The sequence below is a fragment of the Nonomuraea sp. NPDC050783 genome (assembly GCF_040802095.1).
GTDB lineage: Bacteria > Actinomycetota > Actinomycetes > Streptosporangiales > Streptosporangiaceae > Nonomuraea.
The window spans coordinates 43,956-69,074 of the sequence record NZ_JBFAHK010000010.1 but is presented as its reverse complement, the minus strand read 5'-3'; the positions used below and the strand labels follow the sequence as shown (position 1 = coordinate 69,074).

The following is a 25,119-nucleotide window of genomic DNA, read 5'->3' as shown; positions in this document are numbered from 1 at the left end:
CCTCAGGGCCGATCTTGCTCCACTGTCTCGCACAAGCCGCCCCGGGGCCAGAGGCCGGATCAGCCCCGCGGCGGCCCCGCCGTGGTCACCGCGACCCGGTTGCCGGAGTCGGCGGAGCGGGCGTGGACCCGCTGCCCGAACGGCTCGCCGGTGCTGAGCAGGTCGAGGGTGCGGTCGTCGTCGGCCGTGGCCAGGAAGCGGCGGCCGTCGGCCTCCAGGCGGCCGATCACGATCCCGGTGCGCCGCCCGCCCCTGCCGTGCTTGACGGTGCAGGTCTCGATCGTGGCCCGGCCGTCGGCGCGGACCGTGTGCGGGACGGCGGGCCAGGAGTCGATCTCCGCCTGCAGGGCCGCGCAGCGGTCCGGCCGCCACGGGGCCGGGGCCGTCGAGTAGACGCCGGCGGAGTACTTGCTGAGCATGCCGCCGTTCGCGCCGACCAGCCCGTACGTGCCGGGCGCGGCCCGCAGCCGCCCCACGACCTCGGCGATGGCGTGCATCGAGTAGTTGTTGCCCGCGCCGCCGAAGAACGGCAGGCCGCCGGTCACCGTCAGCTCGCGCGAGCCGTCGGCGGGCAGGCCGAGGCCGTCGCAGACGTGGGACACGGCGATCGGGAAGCAGGAGTAGAGGTCGATGGCCGTCAGGTCGGCGACGCCGATCCCGGCCAGCTCCAGCGCGTGCCGGACGGCCATCACCGAGGCCGGGCCGCGGCTGAGGTCGGCGCGGTCGAGCAGGTCGCGCTCGCGCAGGTCGGCGTGGCCGTGCAGGAACACCCACCGGTCCTCGGGGACGCCCAGCCGCCGGGCCCGCCCGGCCGACATGAGCAGCACGGCCGCGCCCTGGTTGACCTTCTCGCGGGCCACGAGGTAGCGGGTGTACGGCTCGGCGATCAGCCGGTTGCGCTCGCTCGGCGTGACCAGCTCCTCGGCGGTGCGCTCGACGGGGGCGGCGGCGTGCGGGTTGGCCGCGGCGACCTTCGTGAACGGCGCGAACAGCGCGCCCATCCCGGCGGCGTACTCCTCCCGGCTCTGCCCGAGGCGGGCGCGGCGGGCGTTGTCGAACAGGGCGTACTGGCTGGGCGCGTCGGTCAGCCCGTGGGCCACCTGGTAGCGCGACACCAGGCCCTTGAGCCCGTACCCCCGGTCCTCCAGGTCGCCCTCGACGCTCTCGCTGAAGTCCGGCCTGTCCTCGGCCGCGGCGAAGTGCTGGACGGTCGAGATGGCCTCGGAGCCGAAGACCAGCGCCACGTCCGCCCCGCCGGCCGCGATGGTGGCGGCCAGCTCGTTGACCAGGTGCTGCGGCCCCTGCCCGCCGACGACCTCCAGGATCGCCCGCCGGGGCGCGGCGCCGACGCGGACGGCCACGGACCTGGGGTAGTTCGTGGAACGGCCGAGCGGGGACGGCAGGCCGGGGCCCGAGATCTCGAACTGGCGCACGCCGGCCACGGTGTCGACGGCGGCGGCCACCGCCCCGGCGTCCGCGCCGGTGTCGGCCAGGGCCTCGCGCGCCGCTTCCGCGGCCAGCTCGACGGGCGACAGCCGCCGGTAGCCGGGCTCGCCGATCCGCTCCGACGCCTGTCCCACGCCCACGAGCACCGGCGTGCGGGGATCAAGGTCAGGCACGCTCATCCTCACGCTCCAAGCCGGGCACGCCCCCCGGCTCGGCCAGGGACGATTTATAGCCGAATTTCGTCTCAAACATTACCGAGGCTATCCCCGGCGGGCAGCGCGCGGAACCCTCTACCAGGTGACCTCGAAAGCGGTCAGGCCGTACACGACGTTGAAGGAGCGGAACACCGGCGCGGTGCCGGTCTCGCGCAGCCCAGGGAACCGCTCGAACAGCGCCGGGAAGGCGATGCGCATCTCCATCCTGGCCAGCGGCGCCCCCAGGCAGTGGTGCACGCCGTGGCCGAACGCGACGTGGCCCAGGTCGCCGCGGGTGATGTCGAGGCGGTCGGGGTCGGAGATGAACGCCGGATCGCGGTTGGCCGCGGGCAGCGCGCACATCACGAGCGCGCCGGCCGGGACGCGGACGCCGGACAGCTCGACCTCGGTCGTGGTGACCTTGCCCGTGCCGGAGTGCACGATGCTGAGCCAGCGCAGCAGCTCCTCCACGGTGGCGCCGATCCGCTCGGGCTCCTTCCTGAGCAGGTCGAGCTGGTCGGGATGGCGCAGCAGGGCCAGCGTGCCGAGGCCGAGCATGTTGGAGGTGGTCTCGTGCCCGGCCAGCAGCAGCAGCCCGGCGATGCCCACCAGCTCGTCGGTGGACAGGTCGTCGCCGTGCTCGCGTACGAGCATGCCGAGCATGTCCTCGCCCGGCTCGGCCTGGGCGCGGGCGACGAGCCCGGTCATGTAGGCGCGCTGCTCGGCGCTGGCCGCCGTGCGCTCCTCGACCGGCAGCGAGATGTCCAGCACCTTCCCGGTACGCCGCTGGAAGCCGTCGCGGTCACCGTACGGGACGCCCAGCAGCTCGCAGATGACCAGCGACGGGATCGGCAGGGCGAAGGCGGTGACCAGGTCGGCGGGCGGCCCGGTGCGCTCCATCGCGTCCAGGTGCTCCGCGACGATCTCGTGGACGCGCGGCTCCAGGCGGCGTATCCGGCGCATGGTGAACTCCGGCGTCAGGATGCGGCGCAGCCGGGTGTGCTCGGGCGGGTCGAAGGCGAGCAGGTTGCCCGCCAGCATCCTCCTGGTCTGCTCCTCGCTGTACTGCGGCCGGCCGGCCCCGCGGAACACCATGCTCTGGGCGTTGCTGAAACGCGTGGGGTCGCCCAGCACCTCGCGCACGTCGGCGTAGCGGCTGACCACCCACGCCTCGACCCCGAACGGGGTGGGCACCCGGCGCACGCCCTCCCCCTCGCGCAGCGCCGACAGCTCGGGGGCGGGGTCGAACCCGTCGCGCCGCATGTGCAGGGGAACCACCGTGGTATCGCTCATGTCATCTCCCGAGGAGGGGGATCGGCCCCGGACGGATCCGGCTGACTGCGCGCGCTCACCTCGACAGTAGCCCCTGGCCCCGCCGGGCGCGCGGCCCGGGGGCGACCGTCAGAGCAGCCCGGCGGCGGCCAGCAGCTTGCCGACGCGGCCGACCTCGTCCTCGTTCAGCGGGGTCTGCGGGAGCGCGGTGAGCGGGCAGTCGATGATGCCGCGCAGGTGCAGCGCGGCCTTGAACGCCCCGAGGCCCGACGAGCTGCCGCCCATGCGCGCGCCGCCGACGTGGACCATCGCGAACAGCCGGGCCAGGCGCTCCTGCTCCGCGCGCGCCGCCTGCCAGTCGCCGCGCGCCGCGTCGCGGTACAGCTTCACGTACCCGTGGGGGTCCACGTTGCCCAGCCCCGGCACGACGCCGTCGGCCCCCATCCACAACGCCGCGTCCACGGTCACCTCGGAGCCGGTCAGCACGCTGAAGGGCGCCTCGCGGCCCAGGATGACGGCGCGCAGGCCGCCGTCGTCGCCGCTGGAGTCCTTGACCCCGGCCAGCGTGCCCTCGGCGGCCAGGTCGAGCAGCAGGTCGGCGCCCAGCTTGGTGTGGACGGAGACCGGCAGGTCGTAGGCGTAGACGGGCAGCCCGGTCCGCGCGGCCACGGTGCGGAAGTGGGTGCGGATCTCGCCCGGGTGCGTCCGGGTGTAGAACGGCGCGGTCACCACCAGCCCCGACGCCCCCGCCGCGGCCGCGACGCGCGCGTGGTCGAGCACCCGCGGCGTCGTCATGTCGATCGCCCCGGCCAGCACCGGCACCTGCCCGCCCACGTGCCCGATGACGGTCTCCAGCACGGTGCGCCGCTGCGCGTCCGTCAGGTAGGCCACCTCCGACGAGGACCCCAGCACGAACAGCGCGTCCACGCCGCCGCCGATCAGGTGGTCGGCCAGCCGGACCAGCGAGGCCGTGTCCACCTCGCCCTCCGGGGTCAGCGGGGTGCAGACGGGCGGGATCACACCGGACAGGCTCATGCGCGCTCCTGGATCAGTTCGAGGTCGGTCGCCCCCGCCGCCACCGGGTGGTGGCAGTGGAAGAGGTGGTCGTCGTCGGCCCGCGCGGCCGGCCACGCGGCGGCGCACACGTCGTCGGCCCGCCAGCACCGGGTGCGGAACGGGCACCCGCTCGGCGGCCTGGTGGCCGAGGGCACGGCCCCCACCAGCGGGATCGGGTTGATCGGCGAGATCAGCCCGGGAGTGGCCGAGAACAGCGCCCGCGTGTACGGGTGCCGCGCCCCCAGCGGCACCGCCTGGGCCGGCGTCTGCTCCACGATCCTGCCCAGGTACATGGTGACCACCCGGTCGCTCATCCGGCGCACGGTCTGGATGTCGTGCGAGATGAACACCAGGGCCAGCCCGAGCCGCTCCTTCAGGTCGAGCAGCAGGTTGAGGATCTGGGCGCGGACGGACACGTCGAGGGCGCTGGTCGGCTCGTCGGCCACGACCAGGCCGGGTTCGAGGGCGAGCGCCCTGGCCACGGCCACGCGCTGGCGCTGCCCGCCGGAGAGCTGGCCCGGCAGGGCGCCGGCCGCGCTGGAGGGCAGGCCGACCAGGTCGAGCAGCTCCCGTACGCGGGCGTCGCGCTCGGCGGGGGTGCCGCGCCGGTGCACGTCCAGCGGGTCGCGCAGCACCTGGCTCACGGGCAGGCGGCGGTTGAGCGCGGTGGACGGGTCCTGGAAGATCATCCCGACGTTCGACCCGACCAGCGCGCGCCGCTCCGCCTCCTTCAGCGCCCACAGGTCCTGGCCGCGGAAGCGCACGGTGCCGGAGGCCGGCCGCTGCAACCCGACCAGCACCCTGGCCAGGGTGGACTTGCCGCAGCCCGACTCCCCCACGACGCCGACGGTCTCGCCCGGGGCGACCGTGAGGCTCGCCGCCGTCAGCGCGTACACGCGCTCCCGCGAGAACAGCCCGCCGGAGCGGGCCCGGTGCACGACGTGCACGTCCTGCAGCTCAAGCACGCTGCTCACTCCTCACTCGCGGGCCGCCCGCCTCGGCGGGGGCCGGGTGGTGGCAGGCCACCGCGTGGGTGGCGTCGCCTTCCAGCGCCGGCGTCTCGGTACGGCACACGTCCGTGGCCATCGGGCACCGGTCGGCGAACCGGCAGCCGGGCGGGAAGTCCGCCGGGGCGGGCACCACGCCGCGGATCTGCGTCAGCCGCTCGGCCCCCGACTCCAGCGACAGCACCGAGCCGAGCAGGCCGCGCGCGTAGTGGTGGGCGGGCGAGCCGACCAGGGCCGCGGTGACGCCGGTCTCGACGATCTGGCCGCCGTACATGACGACGACGCGGTCGGTCACGTCGGCGACCAGCGCGAGGTCGTGCGAGACGAGGATCAGCGCGAACCCCAGCTCCTCGCGCAGCCGCAGCAGCAGCTCGATGACCTGTGCCTGGACGGTCACGTCGAGCGCGGTGGTGGGCTCGTCGGCGACGATCAATTTGGGGTCGCGCGACAGCGCCATCGCGATCAGCACCCGCTGCCGCTGCCCGCCCGACAGCTCGTGCGGGTACGACGACAGCGTCCGCCGCGCGTCGAGCCCGACGAGCTCCAGCAGCTCGGCGGGGCTGCGCCGGCCGCCCCTGCGGGTGAGCTGCTTGAGCTGGGCCTTGATGGTCATGGCCGGGTTCAGGGAGGACAGGGCGTCCTGGTAGATCATGGCCATCTCGTGGCCGAGCAGCCGGCGGCGGGTGTGCCGCGACTCGGCCAGCAGTTCCCGCCCGTCGAAGCGGATGTGGCCGCTGACGCGGGCGTCGCGGGGCTGCAGGCCCATGACGGTCAGCGCGGTCAGCGACTTGCCGCAGCCGGACTCGCCCACCAGGCCCAGCACCTCGCCGGGGCGTACCTCGAAGCCGATGCCGTCCACGATGTCCACGCCCTCGGCGAACCCGATCCGCAGCCGCTCCACCGACAGGATCGGCGTCCCCTGCGGCAGCGGGCGGGCCCGCTCGGCCAGCCGGCGCGCGGCCTCGGCCAGCCCGGGCAGCTCGACGGGCTCGCCGGAGCCCGGCCGGACCCGCTCGAAGGCGTCGTCGTCCCGCCTCACCGGCGCCCTGCGGGCGGCGGGGGCCGCCCAGGCGTCCGAGATGCCCTCGGACAGGACGTTCAGGGCGAGCACGGTCAGGAGGATCAGCAGGCCGGGGAAGACCGTGGCCCACCAGCCGCCGAGCAGCACCAGGTTCTTGCCGTCGGCGATGACGCTGCCCCACGACGGGTCGGGCGGGCGCACCCCGGCGCCGATGAACGACAGCGACGCCTCGAACACGATCGCGTCGGCCACCATGACCGTGCAGAAGACCAGCACGGGCGCGGCGCAGTTGATCGCGACGTGCTTGACGACGATGTGCGGCGTGCGCGCGCCGATGATGCGCTCGGCCGCCACGTAGTCCTCGCCGTACTGGGCGATCACGTTGGCCCGCACGACCCGCGCCACGGACGGCATGTAGAGGAAGGCCATCGCCATGACCAGCACCGGGATGCTGCCGCCGAACACCGCCACGAGGACGGCCGCCAGCGCGATGCCGGGGAAGGCCATGATCACGTCCAGGACGCGCATGACGGTCTCGTCCACGGCCCTGCGCGAGGTGGCCGCGACCGCGCCGACGATCGCCCCGGCCAGCAGGGCCAGGCCGGTCGCGCCGAGGCCGATGACGAGCGACCAGCGGGCGCCGTACAGGAGCCTGGACAGGATGTCGCGGTTGGCGCTGTCGAGCCCCATCCAGTGCCCGGCGGACGGGCCGCCGCCGGCGGCCTCCTGGAAGTACGGCGAGTGCGGCGCGATCCACGGCGCCAGCAGCGCGGCCAGCACGACCACCACGAGGATGCCGACCGACACCCACGACATCGGCCTCAGCCGGCGGAAGGCGACGCCGGGGCGGGAGCCGGGGCGGGAGCCGGGGCGGGACAGGCGCTCGGTCAGGTCACGTCTCATGCGGCGCTCCTGAGGCGGGGGTTGACCAGCAGGTACAGGATGTCGACGGCCAGGTTGACGACCATGAAGCCGACGGCGATGGTCAGCACCACGCCCTGCACGACGGCCGGGTCGCCGTCACGCACGGCGTTGATCATGAGCTGGCCCATGCCGGGCAGGCCGTAGATGGTCTCGATCACGACCGTGCCGCCGATCAGGTAGCCGATGCGCAGGCCCAGCACGGTCAGGGGGTTGATCAGGGCGTTGCGCAGCACGTTGCGGCCGACGACCACGACCATCGGCAGGCCGCTGCCGACGGCCGTGCGCACGTAGTCGCGGTCCAGCTCCTCCACCATCGAGGTGCGGATGATGCGGGTGAGCTGGGCGGCGATCGGCAGCGACAACGACAGGGCGGGCAGCGTCATCGACCGCAGCCAGCCGGTGAGGGAGTCGGCCGGGTTGATGTAGCCGCCGGTCGGGAACAGCCCCTCGCCGACCGCCAGCCACTGGATCATCAGCAGCGCCAGCCAGAACGCCGGGGCCGCCACCCCGATCAGCGACACCATGCGGATCACCTGGTCGGGCCAGCGGTCGCGGAACAGCGCCGCCGTCACGCCGAACACCAGCGACAGCACCACCGCCACCGCCAGGCCCAGGAACGTGAGCTGGAGCGTCAGCGGCAGCGCGGTCGTCACGGACTCGACGACCGGCTTCTTCGTCAGCACGCTGGTGCCCATGTCGCCCCGCGCCAGGTCCGCGACGAAGCGGACGTAGCGGAGGGGCAGCGGGTCCAGCAGGCCGTTCTCGATCTGGAACTGGCGGATCTGCTCGGGGGTCGGGTTCGCGCCCTGGAAGTAGGCGTACTCCGGCTTGGCGCTGGAGAAGCGCATCACGATGAAGACGAACGCGACCACGCCGAGCACGAGCGGGATCAGGATGAGGAGCCGCCGCAGCAGCATCCTGGCGACGAGCGTCATGTCCTCTTGGCCTGCAGCAGGTTGATGCCCGGGTAGGGCTGGGCGCGGACGCCGGAGAGCTTCTTCGGGTCGTAGGCGGTCATCAGCTCGTTGTGGACGACCGGGTAGAGCACGGCCTGCTCGGCGACGAAGTCCAGGTACGCGTGGATCAGCTCGGTCCGCCGGGCCTTGTCCGTCTCCTTGGCGGCCTTGTCCATCATCGCGAACAGCTTCTCGGCGTCCTCGGTGCCGTCCCAGTGGGCGTACTTCATCCACAGGCCGCCGGGCACGTAGTTGTAGTGCAGGATCAGGTCGGCGTCCATGCCGAACTGGTTGGGGTTCGAGGCCGCCGCGACGACCTGGTACTCCTGGAACTGGTCCATCTTGGTGAACAGCGCGGCCGTGTCCTGCGGCTCCAGCGTGGTCCTGATCCCGATCGCCTCCCAGGAGGCGGCGATGGTGGGCAGGCAGTCGGCGATCCAGCTCACGTTGACGGCCATGAGGTTGACCGCCAGGTCGCGGACGCCGGCCGCCTTCAGCAGCGCCTTGGCCTTCTCGGGGTCGTGGTCGTAGACGACCGAGGCGCGCTTGTGGTCGGGGTGGCCCTCGTTGAGGAAGGAGCTGGAGGCCGTGCCGTGGCCCTTGAGCGCCACGTCGATCATCTTCTGCTTGTCGATGGCGTAGTGCAGCGCCTGGCGCACGCGTACGTCGTCGAAGGGCTTGGTGCCGGTGTTGAACATCAGGAACAGGTGGTTCATGCCCTTGCCGCCCTCGACCGTCAGGCCCTGTTTCCTGAGCTGCTCGACGTTGGCGTACGGGATGTTGTCGGCGATCTGCGCCTCGGCCGAGCCGCCGGAGATCTTGGCGACGCGCGCCGCGGCGTCCACGATCGTCAGCCAGTTCATCTCCTTGACCGTGGCGGGGCGCGGGCCGTTGTAGCCGTCGAACGCCTGGAAGGAGGTGTTGGACTTGGGGTTGTGCGCGGCCAGCTTGTACGGCCCCGACCCGACGGCCTTGCCGCTCTTGGCCTGGTCCCAGGCACCCGCCTGACCGAACACGTGCTTCGGCATGATCTTGGCGATGGTGAGCCGGGGCGCGGCGTCGGGGAACGGGAACCTGAACACCAGCTCCACGCTCCGCTCGTCCGTCTTCCTCACCTCCTTCAGCCAGGTCTTGAAGAAGTTGCCGGTCAGGACGTTGTCCGGGCCGAGGATGCGCTCGAAGGTGAAGACCACGTCGTCGGCGGTGACCGGCTGCCCGTCGTGCCATCTGGCGCCGTCCCTGAGGGTGAACCGCCACGAGGTGGCGTTCAGGTCGGCGGGCAGCGCGGTGGCGAGGGCCGGGTAGGGCTCGCGGGTGATCGGGTCGGTGTCGAGCAACCCCTCGTAGACGTGGTTGATGCCGGCCATGGCGAAGGCCGAGGCGGTCTGCGTCGGGTCCCAGCTCTGGTCGTTGCCGTAGCCGATGACGGCGGTGATCAGGTCCTTGTTGGAGCCGGCTCCCACGGAGCCGGTCGAGGCCGGGCCGCCGGAGCAGGCGGCGAGGGTGCTCGCGATGAACGCCGCCGCACCCGTCGCTCCGCTGTAACGCAGGAAGTCACGGCGGCTGAACTCAGAGCTCACGGATGCCTCCTGATACGTAGAACGTAGGACATCCCACGTCCTATGTTGTGCGATAACCTGGACGCTAAATGCTGCCCCCGCTTGAGGTCAACGGAAGATTTCCGGATTGTTACCTACGACGAAAGGATTCTTCATGACCACCGTCCCGCGCCGGGCACGCCCGAGCCGTGCCGTCGAAGCCCAGGAGGGCGTCAAAGATTTGATCGTCCGGCGCGGTCTGGTGGCCGGGGATCCCCTGCCCACCGAGTCCGAGCTGATGGAGGAGCTCCAGGTCAGCCGCAACTCGATCCGCGAGGCGCTGAAGGCCCTCCAGGCGGTGGGCATCGTCGACATCCGGCACGGCTTCGGCATGTTCGTCGGCCGCATGTCCCTGTCCGGCCTGGTGGACGAGCTGACCTTCCACAGCCGCATCACCCTGCAGAACGGCGCCCACCACCTGTCCCACCTGGTCGAGATCCGCGAGATCCTGGAGAGCGGCCTGGTCCAGCGCCTGATCGAGCTGGGCCCCGAGATCGACCTGACCCCGGCCGGCGACGTCATGGCCAGGATGGAGCGCGAGGCGGAGGCCGGCCTCGTCAGCCCCGAGACCGACCGCCTCTTCCACGACCTGCTCTACCGCCCGCTCGGCAACCCCCTGGTCAGCCAGCTCCTCGGCGCCTTCTGGGACGTCTACTACCAGCTCCGCGACGCGCTGGGCACACCCGACGAGCCGCCGGGCGACGTGGCCAGGCGGCACCGCGACATCTACACGGCGGTGCTGAGGGGCGACAGGGCCGCCGCCGTCTCCGCCGTCCACGCGCACTTCGAGGGCGTCCGCAACCGGGTGGCCAGGATCGGCGGCTGACGACCCGGCCCCCGGCCGGGCGGGGTGATCGGTTTCAGGAGCAGGTGAAGGTGGCCGGGGCGGGGGTGGAGGGGCCGGTGGCCTGGAAGCCGAAGGTGGCCGAGGCGCCCGGCGCGAGGCCCGGCGCCCAGGAGGGGCCCCTGGCGGTCCACGTGCCGCCCGACGGGGTGATGGTGGAGCTCCACGCGCTCACCAGGGTCACGCCCGGCGGCGCGGTCCAGGTCAGCGTCCAGTCGTTCCAGCTCGTGACGGCCGTGTTCCGTACGGTGACGCCGGCCGTGAAGCCGCCCTGCCAGGCGTTGGTCACCTGGTAGCTCACGGCGCAGGCGGCACCGGTGCCGCCCGTGGGAGTGGACGTGGGAGTGGGGGTCGGGGTCGGGGTGGCGGTCGGCCCTTGAGAGGTGGTGTAGGCGACCTTGGTGTACGGCGCCGCGCACCGCGAGGCGCAGGCCGCCGGCAGGCCGAAGCTGTAGACGCGCCCGCCGTTGATCAGTGTGTCCGTGGCGTCCCGCACCCGGATCTGGAACTGGTCGCCGCCCGAGGTGGTGGCGCCGATGACGTACGACTGGCCCATGTCGCCGTTCATCCGCGCCGCCCGCCAGGCCCCGTCGGCGAAGTACTCGACGCCGTGGATGCCGTCGGCCAGGTGCGAGACGGCGATGGCCGGCCACCAGATCTGGGCGCCCTGGAGGAACCCGATGGCGAGGTCGCCGCTGTAACCGGGCGCGGGGACGAACGACCAGGTGACGTGCCGGTTGTTCCAGTGACCCGGATACAGGTCGCCGACCGCGGCGCCGTTCTTCACGAACCGGTTGAGCGAGCCCTTGGCCAGGTCCAGGTGGTAGGGGTCGTCGCGGCACCAGGCGTTGGAGTCGCCGCAGCTGTCGGCGACGATCATGGTCAGCTTCGCCCCGCTGTAGGCGTCGGACACCCAGGAGCCGCCGCGGCAGAACGGCTGGTTCTGGGCGCCGTCGTTGACGCCCGTGCAGTAGTCGCCGATCTCGACCTGGACGTAGCGGCCGCAGTTGAGGCCGTTGTCCCACAGCCCGGCCTTGTCGAGGTCGGCCCCCGTCAGCGGCCGGGGGTAGAAGGAGTAGTCGCCGGGCGTGTCGTAGACGTTGAGCGCGACGAAGTCCTGCGCGTCGAGGTTCTCCTGGGGCAGCCCGCAGCCGCCGTACGGGGAGCCGAGGGCGTCGAAGTAGGTGGCGTTGCCCGTCACCGGGCCGGGCGGGTCGCCGGGCGCGCCGGCCGCGCCGGCCGATCGCTGCGTCAGGGGCAGCAGGGCGCACAGCGCGATCAGCACGCCGGGAAGCACGAGGGCGAGCAACCGGCGACGGCCTTGACTCATCGGACTCCCCAGCCTGGAGGGTGCTGCCGGACACCTCCCTCATCCCGCGCCGCGCCGATCCGGTCAAGCCCGGACCGTCGCGAGCTGGGCGAACGCCCCGCAAGGCGTGTAACTTTCACGCGCGACCGCGCCCTGCCACCGGCCGATGCCACCGATCGATGCCGCCGATCGATGCCGCCGATCGATGCCGCCGATCGATGTCACCGGCCGATGCCGCCGGCCGCTGTCACCGGCCGCTGTCACCGGTCGATCCGCGCCGCCGTCCCGCGGACCGTGACCGGCTCGGCGAGCCGCTGCTCGTCGCAGATCCGCTGCAACTCGCCCAGGGTCTCGTCGAGCCCGGGGCCGAGGCGGCGCCCGGGGGTGAAGGCGGCCGGCAGGTGGCGCATGCCGTTGATGACGCCGACGGTGTCGTAGTGCACCGCGCCCCCGGGATCGCACCGGTAGCCGGGCATGCGGTCGAGCACCTGCAGCAGCATGCGCTTGAACACCGCGCGGGCCACGTTCGAGCCGATGCAGCGGTGGACGCCCAGCCCGAAGCTGCTGTGCCGGTTGCCCGTACGGGCCAGGTCGAGGGTGTCGGGGTCGGGGAAGACCGACGCGTCGCGGTTGGCCATCGCCCACGACAGCCAGATGCGCTCGCCCTCCCTGAACCGGGTGCCGGCGATCTCGCAGTCGGCGGAGAACGTGCGCCCGTCGCCCGGCGCCGGGGTGTAGAACCGCAGGAACTCCTCGGTGGCCGGATCGAGCAGGGTGTCGCGGTCGCGGCTGAGCCGCTCGCGCTCGTCCGGGTGCTCCGACAGCCATTCCAGCGCGTGCGCGGTGAGCGCGGTCGTCGTGTCGAAGCCGCCGCCGATGATCAGGACCAGCGACCCCACCAGGTCCTCGAAGGCCGGGGCCGCGCCGCCGATGTCGGCCCGCAGCAGCGCGTCGATCAGCCCGGGACGCGGCTCGGCGCGGACCCGCTCCAGCTCGGTGGTCAGGTCCAGCACCATCTCCAGGAACATCCGGGTGACGCGCGGCGCGTCGGGCGAGTCCGGCGGGGTGTAGACCACGGCGTGCATGGGCTCGTTGTAGAGCGTCCACTTCTCCAGGGGGATGCCCGTCATGGCCAGCGTGAGGACGGCGGGCACGATGTTGGCCAGGTCGTCCACGAAGTCGATGCGCCCCTCCTCGATCCTGTCGTCCAGGCAGGCGCGTACCACCTCGTCCACGAACGGCAGCCAGCGGGCGACCGCCGCCGGCGACAGGTACGGGTTGAGCGCCTGCCGGTAGTGACGCTGCTCCGGCGGGTCCATCTCCAGGAAACCGGCCCTGGTCGCCCCCTCGGGCGTCGGGATCGTGACGCCCTGGTAGCCGCGCCGCTCGCCCTTGACGTCATGGTCGTTCGACAACACGTCGGCGCGGCGGGCCAGCTCGAACACCTCCTGGTGCCCCGCCGCCACCCAATGGCCGCCGTAGGTGTCGCTCCAGGCGACGGGGCACCTGGCGTGCATCTCCCGCGTGATGGACGCGAACCGGTCGCGGTACCCGGGAGCGTGCCGGTCGAAGCGGTACCGGTGACGCCCGTCCTCGTGCTCGTGCCCGTCCTCGTGCCCGTCCTCGTGCACGGTGCCGCCCTCCTTGGTCGCCGAGGATCATCTGGTCAGAAGGTGGAGATCGCCCGTTCCGGGCAGGACCTGACGGCCTCGGCCACCCGCGCCCGCTCGCCGGCGGGGACGTCCTCGTCCACGACGCGGGAGTGCCCATCGATCTCGTCGAGCTCGAACACCTGGGGAGCGATCATGTTGCAGAGCGTGTGCCCCTGGCACAACTCCGGATCCACCCGTACTTTCACGCCGCCTCCCTCACCTCGCGATGACGGCCGTCCGGCCGGTGCCGTGGCGCGGCGGGGAGAACGCGTCCGAGCGGGACGGGGCCGGGCCACGGCGGACGTGCTCGGGCTGCCCGCGCGCAGCTTAACCCCCACCGGCCCCCGGCGTCGAAGGCCAGCCCTGTCGCGGGCGGCCTCTTGCGCGGGTTGGAGGCGAGCGCCTTGATGCCGAGCGCCTTGACGCCGAGGTCCAGCTCGCGCGGCGCCGCCGTCCGCCCCCGGCACCCGGCCGTAGCCGCAACTCGCAGGTCGTCCAGGTCGGCGGCGGCGATGGCCATGATCCGGAACTCCTCTCCGGGTCCACGGGGGCTGGAACGATCCATATGCGAGCCTCCACGAAGGGTGCGAGCATCACCGGACGACCCGAAAGGCGGAATGACAGGACGGAAATCGCGATTCGGCCGAACGAGACGGACGACGTTCCACCGGGTCCGCAGGGTGATCGGCCGGCCGTGGTCCCGATCGGGTTCCGCGCGGTTGCCGCGTACTGGTCGTCGGCGGTTCCTCCCGCCACGCCTCCTCCCGCCACGCCGTCGCTGCGGGCGGCCGCCCCGTGACGCGGGCCGGAACGCCGGCCGCCCCGGCCTCGCACGAGGCCGGGGCGGCCGGCCGGCTCGTCGCCCGGCCGTGTCGGCGTTACTAGAGGATGGCGTGGAAGAGGGTCGCGACGGCGACGGCGGCGACCACACCGCCGGCCGGTCCGGTCAGGCCACCCACCAGCACGCCGGTGCCGAGAGCCGCCAGCAGGATGACGGCCCAGCGGAGGGGAAGCCGGTGCTCATCCCCGGGATTCTGGCCGTCTCCCTTCGGAGGACGCCGGAAGGACGATAGTCTCACAATGAGTTCTCTTTTCTCGTGGTTGAAAAGGGCACCGCAGAACGGCCTCCCGCGCTATCGGGGGGCCGTTCGCGTATGGCGCCCACACGCCAAGGCTCCCACAAGATAACCGCGTATGCCCCAGTATTCTCATCTTTTGATTTCCCTCTCTGGGGAACCATCCTCCACCTCGGTATCCCGATATCCCGGTTTTCACCCCACTTCTCGTGCAAGTATGTGCACGAACCGCAAAAGACCAGCGAGAAGCGCATGCATGAGATCATCAAGGACATCGTCCAACTGCTCTATCCGGCGCCGGAAAGGTCGAGGTACCCCGACCGGATCGAGCTCCAGCAGGTGAGGAAGGAGCTGAAGGCACGACGTGCCACCGCGATGGCGGCGGCGCACCAAAAAGCCGCTGAAACGGACCCTCTTGAGGACAAGCTACGTGAACTATCCGCCCTCAAGGCCGAAATAGAGAACCAAATAGCACTATTAGTGGCCTACGGCCGCCATTTCGTACGACCACGCCCCTACCAGCTGTCAACCCTGGCAGACGCCACTCAACTCTCCATATCCGGCGTTCGCGGCATAAGTAACAGAAGGAGCACATGCGAAAGAGTGGCCGAAATCCTCGGGCGAAGCGATGTCAAAGGAAACATCAGACCCCCGGTGAAGCCCGACCTCGCCCGATCCCTCGCCAACCTCGCCCGCCTCGACCCCAAACCCCCGTAGCCGGCGCTCCAGGACGGCCCGGACCGTCACGTCGCACCGTGCCCGGGACGGCCACTCTCCAGCAGCCGGGGAATCGAGTGACGCAGTGCGGTGATGTGATCACCCGGAGCGAAGTACTTCTACCCGGAGCGAAGTACTTCAACACCACCGGCCCCTGCGATCCCGGGCACCACTCCATGGTGCCGTTCACACCGGGAAGACGACGGCGCTGCACGCGCTGTCGTCCGAGCTGGACGCCGAGGGCGACATCGCCACCCTGATGTTCTCCTGCGAAACCGCCAGGACAACCGGTGACGACCACGTGGCCACGGATGATCCAGTCGGTCATGGCGGGAACGCCGCCGGACCCGGACGCCTCCTTCGACCGCGACATCTCCGACATTCGCGATCTGGGTCTCATCCGGGAAACCGGAGTACCGGAGATCACCAACCCGCTCTGCCGGGAGTTCCTGCTGCGGCACTGGTTCCTGCACGCCGACCTGCTGAACCGGGAACAGTACGGACCTTTCACCGACGAGGAGCTGACCGAGGCCTACCTGAGGATCTTCGGAACGCCACATCAGAATGATGACAGAATGTAATCGTGCCACCGCCTAGAGCAAGATATTTCAATACCACCGGTCCCTGTGATCCGCAGCTCCACTACATGCTTCCACCCGCGCCACGGCTTCCGGAAGCGCGGACCCTCATCGACGTGGACCGCTACTTCGTTCTGCACGCCCCTCGGCAGACCGGGAAAACCACCGTCCTGGACGCTCTGGCTTCCGACCTGACCGCCAAAGGCGACACGGTCGCCCTGACGTTCTCCTGTGAGCGCGCCAAAGCGGCCGGTGACGACGTCGATTGGGCGGAGTCGCTTCTGCTGGACTCCCTCCGCGAGGCCGCCGATCTGTCGGGCTGGCCGAAGAAACTGCTGCCGCCACGGTCCTGGCCGCGGATCACGCCGGGCAGCCGGTTCGGTGCGGCGCTGCGGGCGTGGTGCCGGCGCTGTCCGCGCCGGGTGGTGCTGTTCCTGGACGAGATCGACGCTCTGCGGGGCGAGAGTCTGGCCAGCATTCTCAGCCAGCTACGCGACGGCCACAACAGGCGATCGAAGGGCTATCCGTTCCCCGCGTCGGTGGTGTTGTGCGGGTTGCGTGACCTGCGTGACTACAAGGTCGCCTCTGGGGGTGTCGCCGAGCGGTTCAACGCGGCCAGCCCGTTCAACATCCTCGCCGACTCGCTGCGCCTGGGCGACTTCACCGCCGACCAGATCGCCGAGCTGTACGACCAGCACACCCGGGCGACCGGCCAGGAGTTCACCAAGGACGCCGTGGACCGCGTCTTCGAGCTGACCCAGGGACAACCCTGGCTGGTCAACGCCCTCGCCCATGAGATCACCTTCAAGATGGGAGTGACAGGGACGATCGGCGTCGCGCAGGTGGAGGACGCGAAGGAGCGGCTGATCCGGGCCCGCGCCACCCACCTGGACTCCCTGGCGGCCCGTCTGTACGAGCCCCGGGTCAAGCGGGTGGTCGAGCCGATCGTGGCCGGCCGCCCCTACGTCGACCGCCACAACACCGAGGACCTGTCCTACGCCCGCGACCTGGGGCTGATCACGCAGAAACCCCCGCCGCAGGTGGCCAACCCGATCTACCGGGAGGTCATCCTGCGCGTGCTGGGCGACCTGACGGAGCAGAACATCCACGCCGACCCGCGCAGCTTCGTGCTCCCCGACGGGCGCTTCGACCTGCCGCGCCTGCTGGAGGAGTTCGTCGTGTTCTGGCGCGAGCACGGCGAGGTCCTCATCCAGCAGGAGGGCTACCACGAGGCCGCGTGCCAGATCGTCCTCATGGCCTTCCTGCACCGCCTGGTCAACGGCGGCGGCTACCTCGACCGCGAGTACGCCGCCGGCACCAAACGCCTGGACGTGCTGATCCGCTGGCCGTACGACGGCCCCGACGGCGAGCGTCTTGTGCAGCGCGAGGCCATGGAGCTGAAGGTGTGGCGGCCCGGCGCGGACGACCCGGAGCCCGAGGGGCTGGCCCAGCTCGACCGCTACCTCGACCGGCTGACCCTGCCCACCGGTGTCCTGGTCGTCTTCGACCGCCGCCCCGAGGCCCCGCCGTGGAAGGAGCGCGGCGGTTTCGGGCAGGCGATCACACCGTCCGGCCGCCAGGTGACCGTCCTGCGGGTGTGAGGGGCTGCCGGGGCGGGGGTCAGGTGGCGGGGCCGCGCAGGTAGGCCACGACCGCGTCCCCCACCATCCGGCGCAGGCGCTCGCGGTGCTCGGGTGCGGTCATGTCGCGTCCGAACAGCGCGCCGAAGGTGTGCTGGTTGGCCACCCGGAAGAAGCAGAACGAGCTGATCAGCATGTGCACGTCGATGGCGTCGGCCCCGGTGACGAAGTCGCCCGACTCCTGCCCGGCGTCGAGGATGCGGGAGATGAGGTCGAGCACGGGCGTGCCCAGCCCGGCCAGCACCGCCGACTTGCGGATGTGCTCGGCCTGGTGGATGTTCTCGATGGCGACCAGCTTGATGAAGTCGCGGTGGGCGTCGTGGTGGTCGAAGGTCAGCTCGGCCAGCGTGCGGATGGCCTCCACCGGCGCCAGGTGCTCCACCTCGATCGCCTGCTCCATCTCGCGGACCTCGGCGTAGGCCTTCTCCAGCACCGCGACGTAGAGCCGCTCCTTGCTGCCGAAGTAGTAGTAGATCATGCGCTTGGTGGTGCGCATGCGGGCGGCGATCTCGTCCACCCGCGCCCCCGCGTAGCCGTGCCGGGCGAACTCCTGCTGCGCGACTTCGAGGATCTCCGCCTTGGTGCGCTCGGCGTCCCGCTGGCGTTCGGGGGCGGCGGGCTGAGAGGTCATCCAGCCATCCTAGTGACCCCTCACGTGCCGCACCGCGAGCCGGACCCGGGGCGTCGGCGGCCCCGTGGCCCGGCTCCCGCCGTCACCGGGGCAGGTCCACCGAGACGTGCGGGGACAGCGCGCGCAGGAAGTCCGGCGCGTCGAAGATCTCGCCCGCCGAGGCGACGCCGGCGGTCCTGGTCCGCCCGGTGAGGATGCGGTCCACCGCCTCCACCGCGAGCGGGGCGGTCACGGCGTAGATGTCCTGGCCGCTCGCCACGGCGCGCCGCTCCTCGCCGCCGGAGCGCACCACGACCTCGACGAGGAAGGTCTGCGCCGAGCGGCCCAGCTCGTCGGTCGCGGCCGGGGCGGGGGTGCCGGGGTCGGCGATGTCGCGGGCCGCCTCGACCGTCATGTAGGTACGCACCTCGGGGATGGGCAGGTGGCTGGGGACGGTGACCACGTCGGCCATCGAGAACTCCCCGATGACGGTCCTGGGGCCCACCGGCTCGGGGAAGGTCCACTCCAGGGTGGGCGGCGCGTCGTCGCGGTACTCCAGCCGCCCGTTCGCGTAGCGGACCCGCCGGCCGTCGCGCCGCTCCCGGGAGACCACGCCCGCGGCGCGCGTCCCGGCCGTGGGGTGCCAGCCGCTCAGCCCGTACGCGACGTGCGCCTCGTCGGCCGCGCTCCAGTCGCCCATCGCGGCGGTGACCAGCAGGTCGCCGAGGCCGCCGTAGAAGGCCATCGCCGGGACGATCACCGCCTGCTCGGCGCGGGCACGCTCGGCGAAGTGCGCGAAGGTGTCGGCGTTGGCCTCGATCTCGGCCGCCACGTCCACGTACGGGACGCCGGCCCGCAGCGCCGCCTCGATCACGGGGGCGGCCGTCGTGGCGAAGGGCCCGGCACAGTTGATCACGGCCGCCGCGCCGGCCAGCGCCCGGTCGAGCGCGGCCGGGTCGTCCACCGCCGCCGGGCGGTCCTCCAGCCCCGTCTCGGCCGCCAGTTCCTTCAGCCTGCCGGCGTCACGACCCGACAGCACCGGGACGAACCCGCGCTCCCGCAGTCGCGCCACCACGAAACGGCCGGTGTGCCCGTACGCGCCGTACACCACCACGGTCTGCTCCGATGCCATGATCTCTCCCTGTGCTTCATCGGCTTGCCGGGAACCATCCTGGCGAGGAACGGCAGCCCACCGTGAGTGTCTGGAACGCCATCACCCGTACAATTCCGGACATGGAGTCAGACCGGAGCGCCGTCGCGCTCGCCGTCACCGACGGGATGTTGCACTTCGAGCTGTCGCTGGCGTACGAGGTCTTCGGCACCGTGCCGGACGGCATGGCCGGCCGCTGGTACGACTTCGCCGTCTGCGGCCCCGGCCCGGTGCGGGCCGGCCGGTTCCTGCTGGAGCCCGACCACGGCCTCGACCGGCTCCGGGACGCCGGCACGGTGATCGTCCCCGGATGGGCCGACGTCGAGGTCGAGCCGCCCGCCGGCCTGGTCGAGGCGGTCCGCGCGGCCCACGACGCCGGCGCCCGGGTGGCCTCGTTGTGCACGGGCGCGTTCGTGCTGGCCGCCGCCGGCCTGCTGGACGGCAGGCGTGCCACCACGCACTGGGCGCACACCGGCGACCTGGCCGCCCGCCACCCCCGGGTGGAGGTGGACCCGGACGTCCTGTACGTGGACAGCGGCAGCGTGCTCACCTCCGCGGGCAAGGCCGCGGCCATGGACCTGTGCCTGCACCTGGTGCGCCTCGACCACGGCTCCTCGGTCGCCAACACCGTGGCCCGCCGCCTGGTCGTGCCGCCGCACCGGGACGGCGGCCAGTCCCAGTTCGTCACCACCCCGGTGCCCGCCCCGGGCAACCACCCGCTCGCCGGGCTGATGCCCTGGGTGATCGAGCGGCTGGACCGCCCGCTGACCGTCGAGGACCTGGCCCGGCAGGCGAACATGAGCTCGCGCAACCTGGGCCGCCACTTCAGGACGGTGACCGGCACCACCCCGCTGCAATGGCTGCTGGTCCAGCGCATCCGCCGCGCCCAGGAGTTGCTGGAGACGACCGACGACAGCGTGGACGCCATCGCGGCGGCCACCGGCATGGGCACCGCCACGACGCTGCGCCGGCACTTCAACCGCACGGTCGGCGTGCCGCCGGACACCTACCGCCGCACGTTCCGCTCGTCGCCGGCCGGCCGCCCGGCGAGCGCTTCGAGCTCGGCGACCGCCCGGTCGGTGGCCGTCTCGGCGGCGATGGCGGCCGCCAGCCGCTCCGCCTGACGCCGGTACGAGGGCTCGCCGAGGACCCGGGCGACCGCCCGGGCGATCGTGCGGGGCGAGGCGTTCCTGCTCACGGTGACCCCGGCGCCGGCGAGCCCGACGTGCCGGGCCACCTCACCCTGGTCGCGCCCGAGCGGCACGGCTCCGCCTCCGGCCCAGGTGGCGAGCAGGAAGCTCTTAGGCATGGTGCCCTTCCGGGAGTCGATGGCGGTCAGCAGGTCGCGCATGGCGCGGGCAGGCGATCGGCGATGTCCTGCAGCGTGACGTCGTCGTACCAGCACCACGACCACAGCGTGGCCGCCGCCCCCAGCACGCGCGCGGGGGTCAGCGGCGGCCGTGGAAGGTGCGGCGCAGGTCGTCCACCCACTCCTCCGGGATCTCCCACGGGATGAAGTGGCCGCCGCGGTCGTGGGCGGTGAGGTTGACGTGGTTGTACCAGGCGGCCCGGTCGCTTTCGAGGAAGTGCCGCACCCGCCCGTCGGTGGTGACGCCGGGCGGGTTCTCGTGCGCGACGAACGTGATGCCGGTCGGCGCCTCCACGACCGGCCACCGGTCGTGGGACGGGGTCCACGGGTAGCGGTTGTTGTTGGCGTAGGTGCGGATGGAGGTGCCGATGGAGTTGGTCACCCAGTAGATCATGGCGTGGGTGAGCAGGTCGTCCTTGGTGAAGACGGTCTCGATGTCGCCGCCGTGGTCGCTCCACTTGACCCAGCGCTCCAGGATCCAGGCCAGCAGCCCGGCGGGCGAGTCGGACAGCCCGTAGGCGAGCGTGCTCGGCGCCAGCAGGTGCGCGGCCAGGTGCACGGCGAAGCGGCGGTCCATTTCGAGGACGCGGGCGTGGACGTCGGCCGGCAGCCCTTCGGGGATGGGCCGGCCGCCGCTGAAGTCCCAGGCCCGGTCGCCGTTGAACAGGGTGAGCTTCTGGCCCGAGCCGATGTGGATGCCGTACAGCTCGGCGGCGTACTTGTGGCCGAGCTGCCCGCACACCATCGCGCCGACGTCGCAGCCCGCCGCGGCGTAGCGCTCGTGGCCGAGGACGCCGGTCATGAGCGTGTGCCAGAGGTCGGCGACCTTCCAGTAGTTCATGTCCGGGTGGTCGGGCAGCGGGCCGGAGAAGCCGAAGCCGGGGAAGGACGGCACGATCACGTCGAAGGCGTCGGCCGGGTCGCCGCCGTGCGCGGCCGGGTCGGCGAGCGGGTCCACGACCTTGGACCAGTGCCAGAACGTCCACGGCCAGCCGTGGGTGAGGATCAGCGGCGTCGGGTCCTGGCCGGCGCCGGGCCGTCGCATGAAGTGCACCGGCACGCCCTCGACGGTGACCCGGTAGTGCTCGTAGGCGTTCATGGCGGCCTCGGCCTTGCGCCAGTCGTAGCCGGTGCGCCAGTAGTCGACCAGCTCGCGCAGGTAGGCGCCGTTGACGCCGTAGTACCAGTCCTCGTTGCCGGCGTCGGCGGGCCAGCGGGTCAGCTCCAGGCGGCGGCGCAGGTCGTCCAGGACGTCGTCGGGGACGTGGAGCGGCACGGGCTCCAGCGGGAACGGGCGGGCGGGGGACATGTCATCTCCTCGGGTGCTCGTGCAGCTCGCTCATCCGGGCCAGCGCCGGCAGGGCGGCCGCGATGGCCGCCCGCTCGGCGGGGGTGAGCGCGCCGGTCAGGTCGGCGAGGTGCGCCATGCGGTCGGCGCGCCGCGCGTGCACGATCGCGGCTCCCGCCTCGGTGAGGCGGACGAGCACGGCACGGCGGTCGGACGGGTCCGGCAGGCGCTCGACCAGGCCGTCGCGCTCCAGCTTGGTGACCATCTGGGTGATGGCCGGCTGGGTGACCTGCTCGCCGGCGGCCAGCTCGGTGAGCCTCTTGGGGCCCCGCCCGGCCAGCGTGTGGAGCACCGACAACGTCGTGAAGCTCAGCCGCTGCACGGCGGGCAGCCGGATGAACATCCGGGTGAAGTCCTCCAGGACGGCGGTCAGGTCGGCGACGTTGAGCTCGTCAGGCTGCGGCGTGGGCGGCACCCGAGGAAAGTATCATGATTTTATATAAGTTACCTATCTTTTTTGGGGTCGACGCGTCGGGGCCGGTGAACGAGACGTGTCCGGCACTCCGGGGTCACGGCGCGGGCCGGGTCGTCGTCCACGCCGGTGAGGTGGACCGGGGTCGCGACGGCACGTGCGGGCGCGGCCCTGTGGCCGTCCCGGCGGGTGGATGGCGTACTGTTCGGTGCTTGTGAAAGATGAGCCGGAATCCGACAGCCGGCGGCCGGAGGAGTACCGGCAGGGCCGGTTCCGCACGCCGCCCGGCGCGACCGAGATCCTGCTGGTGCGGCACGGCGAGTCCGAGCCCGCCCGCGCCGACCGGCCGTTCCCCCTGGTGGACGGCCAGGGCGACCCCGGCCTGGCGCCCGAGGGCCGGGAGCAGGCCGAGCGGGTCGCGCTGCGGCTCGGCGCCGAGCGGATCGACGCGATCTACGTGAGCACGCTGCGGCGCACGTCCGAGACGGCCGCGCCGCTCGCCGCCCGGCTCGGGCTGGCGCCCGTGGTGGAGCCCGCGCTGCGCGAGGTGCACCTCGGCGAGTGGGAGGGCGGCCTGTTCCGGCGCATGGTGGCCGAGGGGCACCCGATCGCGCGGCGGATGTCGGCCGAGGAGCGCTGGGACGTGATCCCCGGCGCGGAGCCGGCGGCGGACTTCTCCGTACGGGTGCGCGAGGTGCTGGGCAGGCTGGCCGCCGCCCATCCCGACCAGCGGATCGCCGTGGTGACCCACGGCGGCGTGATCGCCGAGGCGCTGGCGGCGGCCACCGGCTCGCGGCCGTTCGCGTTCCTCGGGGCCGACAACGCGTCGGTGTCGCACCTGGTGGTGGCCGGCGAGCGGTGGATCCTGCGTCGCTTCAACGACACCGCCCACCTGACGGCGACCTTCACCACGACGGCGGCCCCGCCCACCTGAGCCCGCCTGCCCGGGACCGCCCGCTCGGGACCGCCCGGCCGGCGTACGTGGCCCGGCCGGGGCGGCGCCACTACAGTCTCGGCAGAGGGCCCGACAGGAGGTGCGCCGTGCGCGAACCCGTGACCGCGGCCGCCGGGCCGGGGCGCCCCCGCGACGCGGAGGTCGGCCGCAAGGCCCTGCGGGCGGCCGTCGAGCTGTACGCCGAGCTGGGCTGGGCGAAGTTCACCGTGGACGCGGTGGTCCGCCGGGCCGGCATCGGCAAGGCCGCCGTCTACCGCCGCTGGCCCACCCGCGAGAAGCTGGTCGCCGACGCCCTGGAGTGGGCGCTGGTGCTGCCCGCCATCGCCATCGACACCGGAAACGTGGACGACGACCTGCGCGAGCTGGCCCGCGCGCTGATGGCCCACTACCTCGGCCCGTACGGGCTGGCCGGGCTGCGCCTGCACGTCGAGGCGCGCGCCTATCCTGAGCTGTTCGGCGAGCTGGCGGCCACCCTGCGCCGCACCCGGGCCCTGGAGGCCAGGGCGATCGTCCGCCGCGCCATCGCGCGGGGCGAGCTGGGCGAGCACGCCTCGCCCACCCTCATCCTGGACACCCTGCTCGGCGGGGTGCTCAACCACGTCCTGGCCACCCCCGAGGAGCTGCGCCCGGAGATGACCGCGCGCAGCGCCCGCTACATCGAGGACATCACCGCCTTCGTCCTCACCGCCGCCAAGGCGATCGGCCCGCCCTGAAGGCCGCCCTGAAGGCCGCCCCAAAGGCCGCCCCGGAGGCCGCAGGAGGCCGGCCGCCGGGGCGGGGACGTTGGCGCTCCAGGCCGTTCACCTGGAGCGATGCCAGGCTAGCGGCTCTATGTCCGGTTTGTATAGGTTTCGGACAAGCGAACGTCCCGACCTCCATGAAGGCCGGGACGCCGCCAGGGCACTCGATCCCACTACTCCTCTACCCATCGAGCCAGCCTTATACACATTTGTCCGTTTTGTGCGGGTTACTGCTGCGCCTGGATCAGGGCCTCGCCCGCCTCCGTCCGGTAGTACAGCACGGACCGGCCCGCGCGGCGGCGCCCTACCAGGCGGGCGTCGAGGAGCACCTTCAGATGGCGGCCGACCGAGCCCAGGCCCTGCCCGGTGAGCGCCACGAGCTGGGTGGTGCTCTTCGGCGCGTCGAGCAGGACGAGCACCCTCGCCCGGCCGGCGCCCAGCAGCCTGTCCAGGGGGCCGGGCTCCGCAGCGCGGCGGTCCGGCTCGGCCAGCACGCCGGAGCACGGGTAGACCACGGCGTAGCGGCGCGGCTCGTCCCAGGTGACCCAGGCGTGGTCGGGAGTGACCGGGACGAACAGCAGGCGGGCGCCGGAGATCTCCCGGGGCGGGTAGTCGTTGGCGTTCATCCGCAGGCGGCCGCCGCCCAGCCAGCGCATGCCGGGGCGCAGCCCGTCCAGCACCGCGGCCCAGCCGCCCTGGCCGAGCCGGGCCGTACGGGCCACGATGTCGGCCTCGATCACCCGGCGGCGGCGCGGCCACTCGGGCAGCACCGTGTGCGTCCACACCCACTCCAGCAGGCCGGCGAGGCGCTCGGGGAGGTCGGGACGGTCGAGGCCGGCGGGCAGCGTGCCGCGCATGGACACGGCCACGTCCGCGAGGGCCCGCTCCCCCGGCGTGCGGCGGACGACCTCCAGCTCCTCGGCGAAGGTGCGCTCCTCCTCGGCGGGTGGGGGCGTACAGAAGTCGGCGAGCCATTCCTGCCCCAGCGCGGCGTGGACGAGCAGCGCGGTGACGGGGTCGAGCCGGGCGCGGTAGGCGGGCAGGTGGGCGTCGAGCCACCGCTGCCCGGCCGGGTGCGCGGCCGTCCCCTTGGCCAGGGCGAGCAGGCTCGCGGTGGTCTCGGCCAGCGGTGAGACGACGAACCTGCCGCCCGCCAGCGTGTCGGCGCCGATCAGCCACCAGCCCATGCTTTCGCCTCCCCGCGAAACTCTAACGCCCGCGCGGGCGCGGCCCGCAGGCTCGCGG

Annotated in this window: 25 protein-coding genes; 7 read left to right on the top strand and 18 right to left on the bottom strand. The window is 72.4% G+C overall.

From position 1 onward, the window contains the following. Window positions 1-59: 59 nt before the first annotated feature. The 7 genes from AB0H75_RS26220 to AB0H75_RS26190 form a co-directional block, all read right to left on the bottom strand. Window positions 60-1,619: an acetyl-CoA acetyltransferase gene (locus AB0H75_RS26220; protein ID WP_367800393.1), complete on the bottom strand. Its 1,560-nt coding sequence runs from the start codon at window positions 1,617-1,619 to the stop codon at window positions 60-62. A gap of 117 nt (window positions 1,620-1,736) precedes the next feature. Next, on the bottom strand, window positions 1,737-2,933 hold the full coding sequence (locus AB0H75_RS26215) for a cytochrome P450 (protein ID WP_367800391.1): 1,197 nt from the start codon (window positions 2,931-2,933) through the stop codon (window positions 1,737-1,739). Between the two features lie 108 nt (window positions 2,934-3,041). Beyond that, complete coding sequence (locus AB0H75_RS26210; RefSeq protein ID WP_367800389.1) at window positions 3,042-3,947, bottom strand: dihydrodipicolinate synthase family protein; 906 nt, start codon at window positions 3,945-3,947, stop codon at window positions 3,042-3,044. Beyond that, complete coding sequence (locus tag AB0H75_RS26205) at window positions 3,944-4,933, bottom strand: oligopeptide/dipeptide ABC transporter ATP-binding protein (RefSeq protein WP_367800387.1); 990 nt, start codon at window positions 4,931-4,933, stop codon at window positions 3,944-3,946. Before AB0H75_RS26205 ends, AB0H75_RS26210 begins: the two co-directional genes overlap by 4 nt. After that, entirely contained in the window at window positions 4,926-6,899 is a 1,974-nt protein-coding gene (locus AB0H75_RS26200; protein ID WP_367800385.1) for a dipeptide/oligopeptide/nickel ABC transporter permease/ATP-binding protein, read from the bottom strand. Before AB0H75_RS26200 ends, AB0H75_RS26205 begins: the two co-directional genes overlap by 8 nt. After that, window positions 6,896-7,855: an ABC transporter permease gene (locus AB0H75_RS26195; protein ID WP_367800383.1), complete on the bottom strand. Its 960-nt coding sequence runs from the start codon at window positions 7,853-7,855 to the stop codon at window positions 6,896-6,898. Before AB0H75_RS26195 ends, AB0H75_RS26200 begins: the two co-directional genes overlap by 4 nt. Continuing rightward, entirely contained in the window at window positions 7,852-9,456 is a 1,605-nt protein-coding gene (locus AB0H75_RS26190) for an ABC transporter substrate-binding protein (protein WP_367800381.1), read from the bottom strand. The genes AB0H75_RS26195 and AB0H75_RS26190 overlap by 4 nt, the downstream gene beginning before the upstream one ends. 133 nt (window positions 9,457-9,589) lie before the next feature. On the opposite strand from AB0H75_RS26190, the gene AB0H75_RS26185 reads away from it, so the two are divergent. Then, the gene (locus tag AB0H75_RS26185) at window positions 9,590-10,300 is read left to right on the top strand and encodes a FadR/GntR family transcriptional regulator (RefSeq protein ID WP_367800379.1); all 711 of its coding nucleotides are present in this window, start codon (window positions 9,590-9,592) and stop codon (window positions 10,298-10,300) included. A gap of 34 nt (window positions 10,301-10,334) precedes the next feature. On the opposite strand, the gene AB0H75_RS26180 is transcribed toward AB0H75_RS26185, so the two are convergent. The 5 genes from AB0H75_RS26180 to AB0H75_RS26160 all read right to left on the bottom strand — a co-directional run bounded on the left by AB0H75_RS26180 (window position 10,335) and on the right by AB0H75_RS26160 (window position 14,358). Continuing rightward, window positions 10,335-11,648, bottom strand: a complete 1,314-nt coding sequence (locus tag AB0H75_RS26180; protein ID WP_367800377.1) for a cellulose binding domain-containing protein — start codon at window positions 11,646-11,648, stop codon at window positions 10,335-10,337. Window positions 11,649-11,887: 239 nt separating this feature from the next. After that, a complete protein-coding gene (locus tag AB0H75_RS26175) occupies window positions 11,888-13,258 on the bottom strand; it encodes a cytochrome P450 (RefSeq protein WP_367800375.1) in 1,371 nt (456 codons plus the stop codon). Window positions 13,259-13,293: 35 nt separating this feature from the next. Then, window positions 13,294-13,485, bottom strand: coding sequence for a ferredoxin (locus AB0H75_RS26170; protein ID WP_367800373.1), 192 nt, complete (start codon window positions 13,483-13,485; stop codon window positions 13,294-13,296). Then, entirely contained in the window at window positions 13,482-13,799 is a 318-nt protein-coding gene (locus AB0H75_RS26165) for a hypothetical protein (RefSeq protein ID WP_367800371.1), read from the bottom strand. Before AB0H75_RS26165 ends, AB0H75_RS26170 begins: the two co-directional genes overlap by 4 nt. A gap of 361 nt (window positions 13,800-14,160) precedes the next feature. After that, the gene (locus AB0H75_RS26160) at window positions 14,161-14,358 is read right to left on the bottom strand and encodes a hypothetical protein (protein WP_367800369.1); all 198 of its coding nucleotides are present in this window, start codon (window positions 14,356-14,358) and stop codon (window positions 14,161-14,163) included. A gap of 249 nt (window positions 14,359-14,607) precedes the next feature. On the opposite strand from AB0H75_RS26160, the gene AB0H75_RS26155 reads away from it, so the two are divergent. From AB0H75_RS26155 to AB0H75_RS26145, 3 genes are all read left to right on the top strand, one after another. After that, window positions 14,608-15,072 (top strand): hypothetical protein, encoded by a 465-nt coding sequence (locus AB0H75_RS26155; RefSeq protein WP_367800367.1) that lies wholly within the window; start codon window positions 14,608-14,610, stop codon window positions 15,070-15,072. A 290-nt stretch (window positions 15,073-15,362) separates the two neighbouring features. Beyond that, window positions 15,363-15,653 (top strand): hypothetical protein, encoded by a 291-nt coding sequence (locus AB0H75_RS26150; protein WP_367800365.1) that lies wholly within the window; start codon window positions 15,363-15,365, stop codon window positions 15,651-15,653. Window positions 15,654-15,766: 113 nt separating this feature from the next. After that, complete coding sequence (locus AB0H75_RS26145) at window positions 15,767-17,251, top strand: ATP-binding protein (RefSeq protein WP_367800363.1); 1,485 nt, start codon at window positions 15,767-15,769, stop codon at window positions 17,249-17,251. A 19-nt stretch (window positions 17,252-17,270) separates the two neighbouring features. On the opposite strand, the gene AB0H75_RS26140 is transcribed toward AB0H75_RS26145, so the two are convergent. Then, window positions 17,271-17,921 carry a TetR/AcrR family transcriptional regulator gene (locus AB0H75_RS26140; RefSeq protein WP_367800361.1) on the bottom strand — a complete coding sequence of 217 codons (651 nt, stop codon included), beginning with the start codon at window positions 17,919-17,921 and terminating at the stop codon, window positions 17,271-17,273. An 82-nt stretch (window positions 17,922-18,003) separates the two neighbouring features. Further along, window positions 18,004-19,032, bottom strand: a complete 1,029-nt coding sequence (locus AB0H75_RS26135) for a trans-acting enoyl reductase family protein (protein WP_367800359.1) — start codon at window positions 19,030-19,032, stop codon at window positions 18,004-18,006. Between the two features lie 101 nt (window positions 19,033-19,133). Here AB0H75_RS26135 and AB0H75_RS26130 point away from each other — a divergent pair, with 101 nt between their 5' ends. After that, on the top strand, window positions 19,134-20,174 hold the full coding sequence (locus AB0H75_RS26130) for a helix-turn-helix domain-containing protein (RefSeq protein ID WP_367800357.1): 1,041 nt from the start codon (window positions 19,134-19,136) through the stop codon (window positions 20,172-20,174). Here AB0H75_RS26130 and AB0H75_RS26125 read toward each other — a convergent pair. The 3 genes from AB0H75_RS26125 to AB0H75_RS26115 all read right to left on the bottom strand — a co-directional run bounded on the left by AB0H75_RS26125 (window position 20,057) and on the right by AB0H75_RS26115 (window position 22,182). Next, entirely contained in the window at window positions 20,057-20,401 is a 345-nt protein-coding gene (locus tag AB0H75_RS26125; RefSeq protein ID WP_367800355.1) for a hypothetical protein, read from the bottom strand. The two genes, AB0H75_RS26130 and AB0H75_RS26125, sit on opposite strands and share 118 nt — an antisense overlap. 97 nt (window positions 20,402-20,498) lie before the next feature. Further along, complete coding sequence (locus tag AB0H75_RS26120; protein ID WP_367800353.1) at window positions 20,499-21,728, bottom strand: epoxide hydrolase family protein; 1,230 nt, start codon at window positions 21,726-21,728, stop codon at window positions 20,499-20,501. Window position 21,729: 1 nt separating this feature from the next. Next, complete coding sequence (locus AB0H75_RS26115) at window positions 21,730-22,182, bottom strand: MarR family winged helix-turn-helix transcriptional regulator (RefSeq protein ID WP_367800351.1); 453 nt, start codon at window positions 22,180-22,182, stop codon at window positions 21,730-21,732. 211 nt (window positions 22,183-22,393) lie between these two features. Between AB0H75_RS26115 and AB0H75_RS26110 the strand changes: the two genes are divergently transcribed. Together AB0H75_RS26110 and AB0H75_RS26105 are read left to right on the top strand one after the other, a co-directional pair. Next, window positions 22,394-23,113 carry a histidine phosphatase family protein gene (locus AB0H75_RS26110; RefSeq protein WP_367800349.1) on the top strand — a complete coding sequence of 240 codons (720 nt, stop codon included), beginning with the start codon at window positions 22,394-22,396 and terminating at the stop codon, window positions 23,111-23,113. 107 nt (window positions 23,114-23,220) lie between these two features. Continuing rightward, complete coding sequence (locus AB0H75_RS26105) at window positions 23,221-23,847, top strand: TetR/AcrR family transcriptional regulator (RefSeq protein ID WP_367800347.1); 627 nt, start codon at window positions 23,221-23,223, stop codon at window positions 23,845-23,847. A gap of 254 nt (window positions 23,848-24,101) precedes the next feature. On the opposite strand, the gene AB0H75_RS26100 is transcribed toward AB0H75_RS26105, so the two are convergent. Further along, the gene (locus AB0H75_RS26100) at window positions 24,102-25,061 is read right to left on the bottom strand and encodes a DUF5937 family protein (RefSeq protein ID WP_367800345.1); all 960 of its coding nucleotides are present in this window, start codon (window positions 25,059-25,061) and stop codon (window positions 24,102-24,104) included. Window positions 25,062-25,119 lie beyond the last annotated feature (58 nt).